The sequence below is a fragment of the Pseudomonas sp. SJZ080 genome, from assembly GCF_007828295.1.
In the GTDB taxonomy this organism is placed as follows: domain Bacteria; phylum Pseudomonadota; class Gammaproteobacteria; order Pseudomonadales; family Pseudomonadaceae; genus Aquipseudomonas; species Aquipseudomonas migulae_A.
The window spans coordinates 196,233-211,064 of record NZ_VIUK01000004.1 but is presented as its reverse complement, the minus strand read 5'-3'; the positions used below and the strand labels follow the sequence as shown (position 1 = coordinate 211,064).

Sequence of the window (14,832 nt, the reverse complement as noted above, 5' to 3'; positions counted from 1 at the left end):
TCAACGCTGGGGAAGCTCGCACACTCCAACGTCGGCGGCTCTCAAGACCTCCTGGGTCAAGCGCTCGAAAACGCTGTTTTCCGCCACGTCTTTCTCGGTCTTGATCGCCGTAACCTGACTGAGATAGTCGGCAGTCGTCAGACTGTCGGCCTTCTCGAACACTGCTTGCAGCTTTGCCGGATAAATCTGGTTGAGCTCATCAAATTGTTGCGGGTAGCTGCGAATCAGGAAATCCGTCCAGAACGGCTGGCGATTCAAAAACCTCAAGAACGCCGGTGACAGTTCCGCCGTAATGATTTTTTGCGCCGCCGCATCGAGCATGGTTGGCGTCACACCACTCAACGAGGCATAACGCATATGCCTGGGTTGTCCTGGCAGTTTGAGGGTTTCTGCCAGTCCGGTCCGAAACGCCAGGCTGACTTCCAGCGGATCGGCCTTGGGATCCTGCGCGACCCGGTTCAGGGCGATCTGCTCCAGCTGATCGAGTCGAAACAACCCCCTCCCCAGGGTCAACAACGGGTCCTTCGCGGAATGCCCGAAGGCCGGGTTGATGACTTTGTCCACTTCCACCGCGACCTCCAGGTGGCTGAAATTCAGCGCCGCCGAATCGGTGCAGTTAATCGGGTTGGCGGCCAGCTCGAACACTTGCTCGCGCAAAGGCGTATCGAGCCGAGCAGCCTCCAGTACGCTCCAGACTCGCCGGGTCATGTCCTCACGCACATACGTGGTATCGGCAGTGTTACCCAACTCAGCCAACAATCGAAACAGGCCATCGGAGGCGGGATCGTCCTTGATCGCCGTCCAGGAGGCGGTCCGTGCGGGCGACGTCCACTCTTGCGGCAACCACAGCTCGCGTGCCCGTTGTTCATTCAACCGTTCGATGTCGTCATCGAGGAAGCCCATGCCGATCCCGACCCGATCGCGATAGCTTTTGAGTTGGATGCGGCTGGCATTGACCAGCGGGTTGTGGCGCAGATTAACGGTTTCACTGAATCTGCGGGGGGTGTTGAACAACCAGTCCGGCAACACCTTGATGTCGTTATCGCGCAAATCGATCCGGTCAAGATTGGGCGGCCGCGACAGGTTTTTCGGCAGTTCGGTAGCGCGGGTGTCACGCAGGGACAGGTAGCGCAGATCAAACTGTTTGCCGACGTCCAGCGTCGCGCCGAGGCGACGGTTACCGCTCAAGTCGAGGGTCTCCAGCGTACGCATCGCAGACAGCTTTTTCAGCGTCTGTTCAGTCAGTTGCAGATCATTATTCGCCAGGTTCAGGTGTTTGAGCCGGGGCATCAAAGAAAGCACTTCCGGCAACTGGGTCAGCTTATTGTCATTGAGCTCCAGCGATTCAAGATTTTTAAATGCCTTGAGGAAATAGGCCGCGTCGTTATCCAGGTCCATATTCTTGAGTGACAGTGTCAGCACATGATCGAAGCTCACCTGAAGTGGCAGCGTTGGAAGCTTGCCTGCCCGCATCGCGTCAAGCTTCAAGCCTGGCACCGTCCCCCCCTTTTCTTCGGGCAGGAAAGACAAGCGTCGCCAGCTGTTTTCGATCAAATCGGACATTTGTCGACGACTCTGGCGGCGTTCACTTTTTTCTGCCGCCGAGCTCAGGCCTGTCTCATCTTTGCTCCAGACGTCGAGCACGTTTCGCAGAGCCTTCAATGCCTGCTGTCGAGTTCTGACCTCGCTCGCACGCACCAGAGGGTCACTGCCCAATCCGTCGAGAAACGCCTGCGCCTGGGCATCGGAAAACAATGGGTAGAGTTTTTTGACCTTGCGCATCAGCGCCCGAGGATGGGTCGAGACAGGTACAGGGGAATCGGCTTGCGGGCAATCAGCCGGCGAGACCGACTCATCCGCCGTTTCGCCTAACAGCGCCCGCTCGGCGTGGCCCCGATCATCGAGGCCTTTGCTCAACAAATCACTGCGCAGGCGTCCGCCATCGCTTTCGCCGATTCCGGTAATGCCCATGGCGGTGCGCCGATCCGACGGTATGGCGCGCACAATGGCGTGGTACAGACCGTTTGATCCCGCCCCCGCCGTGCCAAGGGTCTGACCGTCACTGTCAAACGCTTCGTAGCCAGTCGCCTTGTTGACGATGATTCGTTTGAGCGCCGCGTCTTCCTTGCCGACACTGACCGATAACGGTCCGGTCAGCGAGCCTTCATGCAGCTCGATGCGCAGACCATCGCTCCAGCCACTCAACCGGGGCAACAGTTTCAAGGCGAGCTTTCGCGTATCGGCCTCGGCGATCTCGGGCAAATACAAGCCTGTCAATGCTCTGTCCAGCCGTAAATCCGCCAGCGACTGCCGGACCTTTTGCGCCAATCCCATGGGAACACGTCCATGGGCGCGCAGGTGCAGGCGTTCCACACTGGAGGCGTGCGCGATCAACTCCCGGGCCAGGTCAACAGGCATCTCGGGGAAAACATCGCGTATTTTTTGTACATCACCGCTGCTGCTCTGGTCGTATCGCTGATAAAGGTCCTTGAACGCTGACCGGCGATCGGCCTTGATGGCGGCGCCAAGCTTTTTCGCCAATACGCTGCTTTGCGTACTGCCAGCGACTTTTGCGCCTAGCAGCGTATCGACTTCGCCTGGGTAAAGGCCGGCTACGACGGCTTCAAGCAACTCACCTTTGCGCAGTTGCTCTTCAGTAACCTGGACACTCAGATCTTCATCGGCCACCAAGGTCGATGGCGGGTACATCGCGGTGATTTTACGCTCGCTATCGAGTACCTCGATGTAGCGTTCAGCAGGCCAACCGGGCAATAAAGGCAAGGCGTGCAGCTGCGTTTGCGCGTGATCGGCGCCTCGCCAATGGCCGCTTTCCATGCTCGTAATGAAGCCACTCAGCTGCTGCTCGATGCGCAATCGCTCGATGCAATCCTTCAACCGGGCGGGTAGCACCAGGTTCTCTTCACCCAGATGGTTCAATTGACTGACAGAGCTGCCGGTGATTTTGCGAAGGTTTTCCAAGCGCCCGTCGTCGAGGGCGGCCAGGCGCGGATCAATGCGCTTCAATGCGTAGAGGCCGCTACTCCATTCCTGCGGTTGCTCATGCGCAAAGCGCCAGCCCCCCTCGTTGTTGTGCTCGACAACCGGCGAAAAGGCATTGCTGCGGGCAGGGTGTCTGACGCGCCACTTCCCCAGTGCGGTATCGAATGCAATTTCATAGCGGGCGCCGTCAATGTTGACCCATCGTTGCGCACCGACCTGATAAATCCCCTTGGCATCGGCGACTCCCCCCGCCGCCGGGATTCGCCGGTAAGGCGCTACCTCTGTCAGCCAGAGCCGCGGTTCCCCCGCCGTATTGTTGACAGCAACGAACCGACCGAAAAAATCCGGATGCGCCGCCACAGTCCGCTTGATCAATGAACCGGCCACTTTGGTCCCTGCCGCAAATGCCGCCATCATCGCCATGTTTTCCGCCACATTGAGCAGATGAGCCATGGCGCCGGCCTTGTCATCATGGCGCCAGTCTTCGATGCCATCGTAAACCTCACCCAGCAGCTGCCCCACAGCAACGCCCATCATCAGTTGCCCGAGTACAGGAACAAACAGACCGGCGAGGTTGGCGATCAGCAGGCCTGTTTCCTCGTAAGCCAACAGGCGTTTCTGACGAGCATCGGCATCTACTTCCGCCGTCGGCACGGCAAATACCCGTGCATCGCTTTTCATCTTTGTGACATGGCTTTGATACAGAAAACCGAACAGGGTCGAAGGGATGTCCAGCGTCTGGAGCGCCCAGGCCTGCTGTTTCGCAACAGCGGTCAAAAAATCGGTTCTGTTGGCTTCATCGAGATAAGCAGTAAAAAATTCAGCGTACGTGCTGACTTTCAATTGTTTGTTCAAGTACCACTGGAACAACACAAAAGTGGTGTATTCAAAAAGCGGCCGGTCGGGCTCGTTCGGCATGTACACCACACAGGCATCCACCGGATGTTCCTTGAGTGAACGCTTTGAAAAAATAACCACGCCCCACAGACAGGTTCCATACAACTCCAATCCTTGCAACTGAACCGGGTCGTTTTCGTAGAGGACCGGCTTGATGCCGGAGGCCTGACCAGAACCGCTGTTCAACGCCAGCCCCTGTAACATTTGAAACGCCAATTCGCCAATGTGCCCTTTCAAGTAAGCAGTATGTGCATCAACCTTCAGCGCGCTCATCTTGAGCCGGGCAATGTCGAGATCATTCGCGGCAGGTTTGAAGATGGCCTCGAAATGCGTCTGGTAACGCCTGCCCAGATCCAGGTCTCGGCAGATTTCGGCAAACGCGCTGGGCGTCAATCCGGGCACGCCATCGGGCGTTGATGCCACACGCACAACGCTGCCCTCGGGAAAGCCATCGTCTTGTGTTTCGCCCTCGGTGAAGTTATGCATCGCCGCCCGCAACAGGCTGTGCCTGGCGATCACTTTCTGTTTGACAACATCTCCCGGCGAGGTGGAACCAGAGCAACCACACTCGAAACCGGGCAGCTCCACCCCGTCCTGCTCAACATCGAATGCCACGCTGTAACGCCGCGTCAGCGCTTCTGTCAGTTCAACGCGACAAAACTCATCCAGCGGTTTCAGCCGATCAAGTGTCGGTTGGACTTTGCTCTGACAGGCCTGGAGCTCGCGCATGGCCTCTGCCAACGCGGCAATTTTTTCCGGCGTCGCATCGGTGAGCCACACGGGCAGTGTCTTTTGTAGAGATTCGGCGGTGTCCAGATCGCCGGTCATCTGCATGAGGGCAGACAACTGATCTGTAGTTGTAAACGGCTTGATCGCCGCAATGACGGGGTCCTTGGCTGACATACGCAACGTTCCTTATTGCATGCAAGTGAGCCCCTGACGTTAACGTCTTCACCCACTGTTGAATAACGTAAAATTCCAATATTTTCAGTTACTTAAACAACACAATTATCAATCTTTAACCTAACTATGTACCGCACGCCGGCACGTTTTTCGACGTACAGACGCCCGGCCTCAATCGATGCCTTATTACTTATCGATCTAAAACTCCCACGATCCCGGCGGGTCAGTTTCTGAGTACCCGCGGTTTTGGCCCGGTATCGATTCACCCTCCCCAACGGAAAAACCGGTAAGGAATTTATGTGCGGATTAGCTGGCGAGTTACGCTTCGATCATCAACCTGCGGACCTTGCAGCCGTTGAACGAATCACCCATCACCTGGCACCTCGCGGACCTGACGCGTGGGGTTTTTTCAGTCAGGGGCCGATTGCCCTGGGCCATCGTCGCCTGAAAATCATGGACCTGTCGGACGGCTCGGCGCAGCCGATGGTCGACAATCGACTGGGCTTGTCCCTGGCGTTCAATGGCGCGATCTACAACTTCCCGGAACTGCGCGCCGAACTGGAAAGCCTCGGTTATGCCTTCTATTCCGGTGGCGACACCGAAGTGCTGCTCAAGGGCTACCACGCCTGGGGCGAGGCGCTGCTGCCGAAACTCAACGGCATGTTCGCCTTCGCCATTTGGGAGCGTGATGCCAAGCGCCTGTTCATTGCCCGCGACCGCCTCGGCGTAAAGCCGCTGTACCTGTCACGCACCGGCCAGCGCCTGCGCTTTGCTTCTGCTCTGCCGGCACTGCTCAAGGGCGGTGACATCAACCCGATCCTCGATCCGGTGGCGCTCAATCATTATCTGAACTTCCACGCGGTGGTCCCGGCGCCACGCACCTTGCTGGCCGGCATCGAAAAACTGCCGCCAGCCAGCTGGATGCGTATCGAAGCGGACGGCAGCACCGAGCAGAAAACCTGGTGGACCCTGCCCTACGGCCCCCACGCCGACGAGATGAACCTGACACTGGAAGACTGGCGCGATCGCGTGCTCGATAGCACCCGCGATGCCGTGGCAATCCGTCAACGGGCAGCGGTGGATGTCGGCGTGCTGCTGTCGGGCGGTGTCGACTCGAGCATGCTCGTCGGTCTGTTACGCGAAGTCGGCGTGGAAAACCTGTCGACCTTCTCCATCGGCTTCCAGGATGCCGGCGGCGAACGTGGCGACGAGTTCCAGTATTCGGACTTGATCGCCAAACACTACAACACGCAACACCATCAACTGCGCATCGACGAAAAAGAGATCATCGAGCAACTGCCGGCGGCGTTCCGCGCCATGAGCGAGCCGATGGTCAGTCATGACTGCATCGCTTTCTATCTGTTGTCCCGGGAAGTGGCCAAGCATTGCAAAGTGGTGCAGAGCGGCCAGGGTGCGGACGAGTTGTTCGCCGGTTATCACTGGTATCCGCAGGTCGATGGCGCGGCCGATCCCTATGCGGCTTATCGCGATGCGTTCTTCGACCGCAGCTACGAGGACTACGCCGCCACTGTGCAGCCTGAATGGCTGACCGCGAATGACGCCGCCGGCGACTTCGTGAAGGAACATTTCGCCCAACCCGGCGCTGATGCAGCGGTGGACAAGGCCTTGCGTCTGGACAGCACCGTGATGCTGGTGGATGACCCGGTGAAACGCGTCGACAACATGACCATGGCCTGGGGCCTGGAAGCGCGCACACCGTTTCTCGACTATCGCCTGGTGGAATTGTCGGCCCGGGTGCCGGGTAAATTCAAACTGCCGGACGGCGGCAAGCAAGTGTTGAAAGAGGCGGCGCGGCTGGTGATTCCGAGCGAAGTCATCGACCGCAAGAAAGGTTACTTCCCGGTGCCGGGCCTCAAGCATTTGCAAGGCGATACGCTGAACTGGGTACGCGAACTGCTGCTGGATCCGAGTCAGGATCGCGGCCTGTTCAACCCGGCGATGCTCGACCGTCTGCTGACCGATCCACAAGGCCAGTTGACCCCGTTGCGCGGCTCCAAGCTGTGGCAATTGGCGGCGCTGAACCTGTGGCTAAGCGAACAAGGAATCTGATCGATGAAACCTCACGCCACGGCGTATAGCCAACGCCTGTTGCGCGGTCAGGCGCCCTCTTATGAACGCTTGCAGGCGCGTCTGGCCGAAGACGGCAGCGAATTGGGCGCCGCGCCGATTGCCGTGCATTGCGGCTGGGGCCGGCTGCTGATCGGCCACACGTTCCCCGATCCGGCGAGCCTCGCCCAGGAGTTGCTGAATGAGCAGCCGGGTGAGCGCGACATTGCCCTGTATGTCGCCGCGCCCCAGCAAGTGTTGGGACTGGAGCCGGCGCAGCTGTTTCTCGACCCGTCTGACACCTTGCGCTTGTGGTTCAGCGATTACCGACAGGCGACCCGCGTGTTCCGCGGCTTTCGCATTCGTCGCGCGCAAAGCGATGCGGACTGGCAGGCGATCAATCAGCTGTATCAGACACGTGGAATGCTGCCGATCGATGCCAGTCTGCTGACCCCGCGTCATCTCGGCGGCCCGGTGTATTGGCTGGCCGAAGACGAAGACAGCGGCGCGATCATCGGCAGCGTCATGGGCCTCAATCACCACAAGGCGTTCAACGATCCGGAAAACGGCAGCAGCCTCTGGTGCCTGGCCGTCGATCCGCATTGTTCGCGTCCCGGCGTCGGCGAAGTGCTGGTGCGGCATTTGATCGAGCACTTCATGAGCCGTGGGCTGAGTTACCTCGATCTGTCAGTGCTGCATGACAACCGCCAGGCGAAAAGTCTTTACGCCAAACTCGGCTTTCGCAACCTGTCGACTTTTGCGATCAAGCGCAAGAACGGGATCAATCAGCCGTTGTTTCTGGGCCCTGGCCCCGAAGCCGAGTTCAATCCATATGCCCGAATCATCGTAGAAGAAGCCCATCGGCGCGGCATTGAAGTGCAAGTCGATGACGCCGAATCGGGACTGTTCACCCTGATCCATGGCAGTCGGCGGGTCCGTTGCCGTGAGTCACTGAGCGACCTGACCAGTGCCATCAGCATGACGTTGTGCCAGGACAAGAGCCTGACCCACAAGGTCCTGAAAAATGCCGGCCTGAACCTGCCCGCGCAACAGCTTGCGGGCAACGCCGACGACAACCTGGCTTTTCTCGACGAGCACGAGCGGGTGGTGGTCAAACCACTGGATGGCGAGCAGGGCCAAGGTGTGGCGGTTGATTTGCGGACGATCGAAGAGGTGCAGCAAGCCATCGAATCCGCCCGCCGGTTCGACAGCCGCGTGTTGCTGGAAAGCTTCCACGAAGGCCTCGACCTGCGGATTCTGGTCATCGGTTTTGAAGTGGTCGCCGCGGCGATTCGCCGCCCGGCGGAAGTGGTGGGTGATGGGCAGCATTGTATCGGTGCGCTGATCGAAGCCCAAAGTCGGCGACGGCAGGCGGCCACCAGCGGCGAAAGCAAGATCCCGCTGGACGCTGAAACCCAGCGAACGTTGAAAGCGGCCGGGTACGACTACAGCAGCATTCTGCCGGCGGGCGAACATCTGTTCGTGCGGCGTACGGCGAATCTTCATACCGGTGGTGTGCTTGAAGATGTCACGGCGATCCTGCATCCGACCCTGGTGGATGCAGCCGTGCGCGCGGCGCGGGCGCTGGACATTCCGATGGTCGGGCTGGACCTGATGGTGCCGGCGGCGGATCAACCGGAGTATGTGTTTATCGAAGCCAATGAGCGCGCCGGGTTGGCCAATCATGAGCCGCAACCGACGGCCGAGCGATTTGTGGATTTATTGTTTCCGCGTAGTCAGCCGGCGATCTCTTAGTGATGTAGTGCCCGGACGGGCCCCTTCGCGAGCAAGCCCGCTCCCACATTTTGATCGCGTTCCATTGTGGGAGCGGGCTTGCTCGCGAAGGCGTCAGTTCAGGCGACACAAATCTTCCTCATCGAAACCATCGATGCGCTCAACTCATCAGGAGTTTCCATGACCAGCAAAATCCCCGAACCAGATCTCAACTACCTGCAAAAAGTCCTGCTGGAAATGCTCGCCATTCCCAGCCCCACCGGGTTTACCGACACCATCGTGCGCTATGTTGCCGAACGCCTTGAAGAGCTGGGCATTCCGTTCGAGATGACCCGCCGCGGCACGATCCGCGCCACGCTCAAGGGCAAGAAAAACAGCCCGGACCGCGCCGTTTCCGCTCACCTCGACACCATCGGCGCTGCCGTTCGCGCCGTCAAAGACAATGGCCGCCTGACGCTGGCGCCGGTCGGCTGCTGGTCGAGCCGTTTTGCCGAAGGCAGTCGTGTCAGCCTGTTTACCGACAATGGCGTCATCCGGGGCAGTGTGTTGCCGCTGATGGCCTCCGGGCACGCGTTCAACACCGCGGTGGATGAAATGCCGATCAGTTGGGATCACATCGAACTGCGCCTGGACGCCTATTGCGCCACCCGCGCCGATTGCGATTCCCTGGGGATCAGCGTCGGCGATTTCGTGGCTTTCGACCCCTTGCCGGAATTTACCGAAAGCGGCCACATCAGTGCTCGTCACCTCGACGACAAGGCCGGTGTTGCCGCATTGCTGGCGGCACTGAAAGCCATTGTCGACAGCGGCGAAGAATTGATGATCGACTGCCATCCGCTGTTCACCATCACTGAAGAAACCGGCAGCGGCGCGGCGGCGGCGTTACCCTGGGACGTCAGCGAATTCGTCGGCATCGACATCGCGCCGGTCGCGCCCGGCCAGCATTCCAGCGAACACGCGGTCAGCGTGGCCATGCAGGATTCCGGCGGACCTTATGACTATCACTTGTCCCGGCACTTGCTGCGACTGGCCAGCGACAACGAGTTGCCGGTGCGCCGCGACCTGTTCCGCTATTACTTCAGCGACGCACATTCGGCGGTCACCGCCGGCCATGACATCCGCACCGCCCTGCTTGCCTTCGGCTGCGACGCGACTCACGGCTACGAACGCACGCACATCGACAGCCTCGCCGCCCTTAGCCGCCTGCTCGGCGCCTACATTCTCAGCCCGCCGGTGTTCGCCAGCGATGCACAGCCTGCGAAGGGGTCGCTGGACCGCTTCAGTCATCAGATCGAACATGACACGCAGATGGAGAGCGATACGCGGGTGCCGTCGGTGGATAGCCTGGTGGGGCAGCGGTCCGAGAGCTGATCCTGGATTGTCGTCGCCTGACAGATTGCCATCGCGAGCAAGCCCGCTCCCCCCAGTTGACCGAGTTCCTGCAGGAGAAACGCATTCAACTGTGGGAGCGGGCTTGCTCGCGATGGCGGTAGACCAGGCAACAGACGAACCCAGGCTAGCCGCAACCCATCATTCGCCGTAGCATCGCGCCCATTGTTTAGCCGAGGTGCCTATGCTGATTCCCCACGACCAACTTGAAGTCGACACCCTGACCCGCCTGATCGAAGATTTCGTGACCCGTGACGGCACCGACAACGGCGATGACACGCCGCTGGAAACCCGCGTATTGCGGGTTCGCCAGGCGTTGACCAAGGGCCAGGCACTGATTGTCTTCGATCCGGAAAGCGAGCAGTGCCAGTTGATGCTCAAACACGACGTGCCCAAGCACCTGTTTGACTGACGCCTTCAACGTGCCTTTGTTTTCCCCAGTTTGACCTGAATGCGCTCGTAGACCTCGGCCCGGTGCACGTTGACGTTCTGCGGCGCCTCGACGCCGAAGCGCACGCTGTTTCCATTGACGGCCAGAACCCGCACGGAAATGGTGTCACCGATGGAGATCATTTCCCCCACAACGCGGCTGAGTACAAGCATGGCATTCGTCCTTCAGGGTTATCGAACCCTGAAGATGCCCGGTGCGCGGTGGGCCTTCAATGCAGCGGGAGCAAATCAGTCCCGCCCTACAGTTGCAACCGAACGTCTCCTTAGGAAACGTCCGACAACCCGTGGGAACGAAGCGTCAGGAAGCGGAAAAACGCGGGCCGAACAGAATGACACTCGCACCGATCACACACAGCGCCACGCCGATCCAGTCCGAACCCAGCGGACGAATCCGCTCGACCACCGCCAGCCAGCCAATCGACGTAATGATGTAGATGCCACCGTAGGCGGCATAGGCGCGCCCGGCGTAGGTCGCCTCGACACGGGTCAGCAGCAGCGCGAACAACGTCAGGCTGAGCAGCGCCGGCACGACCCACCAGACGCTTTTACCCTGGCGCAACCACATCCAGAAGGCAAAGCAGCCGGCGATTTCGAACAGAGCGGCGAGAAAAAACCACAGGTAATTGAGCATGCAAAACGTCTCGCGAGGATGACCGTGGCGGCCACCCTAACGACGACGTTGTCGACGGGCAAGCTCAGCCTGCGGTCTGTTTGGCCTTGGCGCGCATTTTATCGGCCATGACGGTCATTTCATCGTAGAGCAGTTGCGGATTCTTCTGCTTCAGCGCCCAGGCCATGCGCCCCTGTTCGTGGGGCAGGATCATGAATTCGCCGGCGGCCACATGCTGATAGATGTAGTCGGCAATATCGGTCGCGGTGATCGGCGAGCTTTCCAGCAATTTTCCGACCTGGGCTTTCATGGCCGGCGTCGGGCCGCGGAAGGAGTCCAGCAGGTTGGTCTGGAAGAACGAAGGGCACACCACATGCACGCCGATTTCCTGCTGCGCCAGTTCGATCAGCAGGCTTTCCGACAATGCCACTACGCCGGCCTTGGCCACGTTGTAGTTGCTCATGGCCGGGCCTTGCATCAACGCAGCCATCGACGCGATGTTGATGATCTTGCCTTTGCTTTTTTCCAGCAGCGGCAAAAATGCCTTGCAGCCTTTGACCACGCCCATCAGGTTGATCGCGATCTGCCAGTCCCAGTCCTCGAGGGACAGTTCGCTGAAGAACCCTCCCGAGGCGACGCCGGCGTTGTTGACGATGACATCGATGCCGCCGAGTTTCACTTCGCAGGCCTGGGCGAAAGCGGTGAGCTGACTGTAATCGCGGACATCGCAGCGCTGGATAAAACCATCGCCGCCAGCTTCGCGGACCAGTTTCAGGGTTTCCTGCAGACCGGCCTCGCTGACATCCGACAAGGCCAGTTGCCAGCCTTCACGCGCCCAGCGCAGCGCGATTTCGCGACCCAGGCCCGAGCCCGCGCCAGTGATCATCATGCGATTTTGCATAGCAAACAGCCTTGTTGTTCCGGGGAAGATGCGCCGAGTGTAGCGAAGGACATCGCCCAACCCACGCTCCATCAGATTGCTGAATGGCCTGAGCAAACCGCGCACGCGGGCGGATCAACTTAATCCCTCTAAAACGAAATAATCCTTTCTTCAAAAAACATTAAAAAAACTTGGAATTTTCTTTCATCCGCGACAGTCGGATTTTGTAAGCAGCTTGGTTTTTTTGAAGTCCAGCTGAACGTTAAACACCAAGTAATTCCAGAACACTTCCAACAAGGAAATCGACATGGGCACAATTTTAATCATTATTCTTATCCTCCTCCTGGTAGGCGGCCTGCCGGTCTTCCCACACTCCAGAAGTTGGGGTTATGGCCCGTCGGGTATCATCGGCGTGGTGTTGGTGGTGCTATTGATCCTGCTGTTACTCGGCAAGATATAAAAAGTTAACAGGCAAAAAAAAAGAGGCCCTTCAAGGGCCTCTTTTTTATTGCGCCGAAAACTCAGTCCGGCTTGCCGTCAACCACACCGGCAGTGTTGTCGATCAGGCTTTTGGTCGCTGTCTGGATGAACGACTCGAGTTTCTGCTTAAGGGCCGCTTCGTCAGCGGACGCCGGAATCAGTTCACCTTTCGGATTGGCGCCGAGTTCGTATTGATACAGCTTCGGCGGCATTTCTTTCGGCAGTACCAACACACGGTCTGCGGTCAGCAACGCTACGGTCTGATCGCTACCCGACGGCTTGATCACGCCGAAACCCTTGTCGCCTTCCGGCAGGTTCAGCAAGTCACGGCCCCAGCACTGGTGGACCACGTCGCCACCGACACGGCCCATGATGGTCGGCACGATGTCGATCTGGGTGCCCACGGTGTGGTCGACCTGGCCGAACTTGTCCTGGACACCCGGCCCGATCAGCAACATCGGCACGTTGAAACGGCCCAGGTCCATTTCAGTGATCTGCTGTTCATTGCCGAAACCGTGGTCGCCGACGATCACGAACAGGGTTTCCTTGAAGTAAGGCTCCTTGCGCGCCTTCTCGAAGAACTGACCGAGCGCCCAGTCGGAGTAACGCATGGCGGTCAAATGTTCGTTGAGGCTGCCACGGTCGGTCACGCGCTCGACCGGCAACGGTGTCGGCAAAGCGTATGGCGTGTGGTTGGACAAGGTTTGCAGCAAGGCATAGAACGGTTTTTTGTCCTTGCCGTCGCGGGCCTTCAACTCTTCCAGGCCACGGTTGAACATGTCCTGGTCGGACACACCCCACGTCGGGTCGGAGAACACCGGGTTAACGAAGTCGTTACGCCCGATGAAGTTGGTCATGCCCTGGTTGCTGAAGAAACCCGACTGGTTGTCCCAGGCGAAGTCGCCGTTGTAGACATACACGTCGTCGTAGTCACGGGCGCTGAGCAACTGCGGCAGGCCAGACAGCTTGTGGCTGCCTTCCGGCGTTTGCATCAGGTACTCGAAACCCGGCAGGTTCGGGAAGCAGGCCATGGTGGCGAACATCCCTTGGTGGGTGTGCGTGCCGTTGGAGAAGAAACGGTCGAACAACAGGCCTTCCTTCGACAGTTTGTCGAAGTATGGCGTGACGTTGCCCGGACGCCCCAGCGCGCCCACCGAGTGACCAGCGAAGCTTTCCATCAGGATCACGACGACGTTCTTGATCGGCAGGGTCTTGTCGGCATTCGGGGTGTAGTTGCGGCGAACAGCGGCCGTTTCCGGATCGACCAGTTTGTCGCTGGGTGTCAGCAACATGTCACGCACGTTCTGCTGGGCCAGCGGTTGCTCCAGTGTGGCTTTCCAGATGTTGTCGCGTTCTTCGGACATCCGGCTCTTGGCTGCCGCGATCAGCGACAGGGTGCCGTTGAGCCCCAACTGGTTGGCGAAGTTCGAGTCGGTGGTGTAGACGTCACCCCAGCGCAGTGGCGGACCCTGGCGCAGGGTGCCGCGAGCAGCGACCACGCAGACCAGCAAACACACCACAAACACTGTGATGCGCGCGTACCACGGGGCGACCTGGCGAGTGCCGATGCTGCCGCCGCTGAACGGACCGCGAGGACGGGTTGCACGGTCGGCGCCCTTGAACGCCAGGGTCAGGATCAAGGTGCCCACGGCCCAGGCCAGCAGGTAGCGAACTACCGGGAAACCGTACCAGAGCATGCTCATCACGGTTTTCGGGTCTTCCTTCACATACTGGAAGACCAGGCCGTTGAGGCGCTGGTGGAACTCGCGGTAGAAGTCCATCTCCATCAGGCCGAGGAACAACGCGATGCTCGAAGCGATGGTCAGCCAGAAACGGAAGAACCCGCGGGCCGCCATGGCCCGGGCGCTGAACAGAGCCAACAACAGCGGAATGCTGAGGTAGACCACCAGGCGCAGGTCGAAACGCAAGCCGTTGGCGAACGCTTCGAAAAAGGTCGAGGCCGGGGTTTCGAGGATCATCTCGCGGTTGTAGACCAGCAGCGCCACGCGCAGCAGGCTGAACATGACCATCATGACCAGGGCACACAGCAACGTGTAGGCCAGATGCGATTTGACGGTCGGTTGCAGCAGGCGACTAGAAGCTCGCTGCTGACTCAGGGCGTCCGGGATTGCCATGTCGTTTTAGGACCCATTGGAAGTTGAAGTTTCAAAAATACAGCTGCGCCCTGCCCTCTGTCGGCCATTTCTCGGCCCCGGGGTTTGCGCGGTGCGCAAATGTTGCACGATCAATCGCGGCATTGCCATTGATTACTGACCAGCACGATAGGCGCGGGCGAATTGTCTTGGAGGCTTTGTGAAAATTTTGTGCAACGTATATTCGGAAACATAAAAAAGGTCAGCGATTGGCTGGATCTTTGGCGAGGGAGGTGCTTTTGACTGGGGGCATATCCGTTTCTGCGGTA

General features: G+C 59.1%; 10 protein-coding genes. 5 read left to right on the top strand and 5 right to left on the bottom strand.

Translation table 11 applies throughout. From position 1 onward, the window contains the following. Window positions 1-4,800: an NEL-type E3 ubiquitin ligase domain-containing protein gene (locus FBY04_RS08125; protein ID WP_145314932.1), complete on the bottom strand. Its 4,800-nt coding sequence runs from the start codon at window positions 4,798-4,800 to the stop codon at window positions 1-3. A 297-nt stretch (window positions 4,801-5,097) separates the two neighbouring features. Here FBY04_RS08125 and FBY04_RS08120 point away from each other — a divergent pair, with 297 nt between their 5' ends. The 4 genes from FBY04_RS08120 to FBY04_RS08105 all read left to right on the top strand — a co-directional run bounded on the left by FBY04_RS08120 (window position 5,098) and on the right by FBY04_RS08105 (window position 10,402). After that, entirely contained in the window at window positions 5,098-6,870 is a 1,773-nt protein-coding gene (locus FBY04_RS08120; protein WP_084323726.1) for an N-acetylglutaminylglutamine amidotransferase, read from the top strand. Window positions 6,871-6,873: 3 nt separating this feature from the next. Next, window positions 6,874-8,622: an N-acetylglutaminylglutamine synthetase gene (ngg, locus tag FBY04_RS08115; RefSeq protein ID WP_145314931.1), complete on the top strand. Its 1,749-nt coding sequence runs from the start codon at window positions 6,874-6,876 to the stop codon at window positions 8,620-8,622. Window positions 8,623-8,781: 159 nt separating this feature from the next. After that, entirely contained in the window at window positions 8,782-9,972 is a 1,191-nt protein-coding gene (locus tag FBY04_RS08110) for an osmoprotectant NAGGN system M42 family peptidase (RefSeq protein WP_084323728.1), read from the top strand. Window positions 9,973-10,174: 202 nt separating this feature from the next. Continuing rightward, window positions 10,175-10,402 (top strand): YheU family protein, encoded by a 228-nt coding sequence (locus FBY04_RS08105; protein ID WP_003199186.1) that lies wholly within the window; start codon window positions 10,175-10,177, stop codon window positions 10,400-10,402. A 5-nt stretch (window positions 10,403-10,407) separates the two neighbouring features. On the opposite strand, the gene csrA is transcribed toward FBY04_RS08105, so the two are convergent. The 3 genes from csrA to FBY04_RS08090 form a co-directional block, all read right to left on the bottom strand. Further along, window positions 10,408-10,593, bottom strand: a complete 186-nt coding sequence (gene csrA, locus FBY04_RS08100; protein ID WP_084323729.1) for a carbon storage regulator CsrA — start codon at window positions 10,591-10,593, stop codon at window positions 10,408-10,410. Between the two features lie 145 nt (window positions 10,594-10,738). Next, a complete protein-coding gene (locus FBY04_RS08095) occupies window positions 10,739-11,071 on the bottom strand; it encodes a YnfA family protein (RefSeq protein ID WP_145314930.1) in 333 nt (110 codons plus the stop codon). A 64-nt stretch (window positions 11,072-11,135) separates the two neighbouring features. Then, window positions 11,136-11,951 (bottom strand): SDR family oxidoreductase, encoded by an 816-nt coding sequence (locus tag FBY04_RS08090; protein ID WP_084323731.1) that lies wholly within the window; start codon window positions 11,949-11,951, stop codon window positions 11,136-11,138. Window positions 11,952-12,231: 280 nt separating this feature from the next. Here FBY04_RS08090 and FBY04_RS08085 point away from each other — a divergent pair, with 280 nt between their 5' ends. Beyond that, window positions 12,232-12,390, top strand: a complete 159-nt coding sequence (locus FBY04_RS08085) for a DUF3309 family protein (RefSeq protein ID WP_174602692.1) — start codon at window positions 12,232-12,234, stop codon at window positions 12,388-12,390. Window positions 12,391-12,451: 61 nt separating this feature from the next. Here FBY04_RS08085 and FBY04_RS08080 read toward each other — a convergent pair whose 3' ends face one another. Next, window positions 12,452-14,545: an LTA synthase family protein gene (locus FBY04_RS08080; RefSeq protein WP_084323732.1), complete on the bottom strand. Its 2,094-nt coding sequence runs from the start codon at window positions 14,543-14,545 to the stop codon at window positions 12,452-12,454. Window positions 14,546-14,832 lie beyond the last annotated feature (287 nt).

Excerpts from the sequence above, each read along its gene's own strand:
- FBY04_RS08090 (WP_084323731.1), bottom strand. The coding sequence starts at position 11,951 with ATGCAAAATCGCATGATGATCACTGGCGCGGGCTCGGGCCTGGGTCGC.
- ngg (WP_145314931.1), top strand. The coding sequence starts at position 6,874 with ATGAAACCTCACGCCACGGCGTATAGCCAACGCCTGTTGCGCGGTCAG.
- FBY04_RS08110 (WP_084323728.1), top strand. The coding sequence starts at position 8,782 with ATGACCAGCAAAATCCCCGAACCAGATCTCAACTACCTGCAAAAAGTC.
- FBY04_RS08080 (WP_084323732.1), bottom strand. The coding sequence starts at position 14,545 with ATGGCAATCCCGGACGCCCTGAGTCAGCAGCGAGCTTCTAGTCGCCTG.
- FBY04_RS08125 (WP_145314932.1), bottom strand. The coding sequence starts at position 4,800 with ATGTCAGCCAAGGACCCCGTCATTGCGGCGATCAAGCCGTTTACAACT.
- csrA (WP_084323729.1), bottom strand. The coding sequence starts at position 10,593 with ATGCTTGTACTCAGCCGCGTTGTGGGGGAAATGATCTCCATCGGTGAC.
- FBY04_RS08095 (WP_145314930.1), bottom strand. The coding sequence starts at position 11,071 with ATGCTCAATTACCTGTGGTTTTTTCTCGCCGCTCTGTTCGAAATCGCC.
- FBY04_RS08105 (WP_003199186.1), top strand. The coding sequence starts at position 10,175 with ATGCTGATTCCCCACGACCAACTTGAAGTCGACACCCTGACCCGCCTG.
- FBY04_RS08120 (WP_084323726.1), top strand. The coding sequence starts at position 5,098 with ATGTGCGGATTAGCTGGCGAGTTACGCTTCGATCATCAACCTGCGGAC.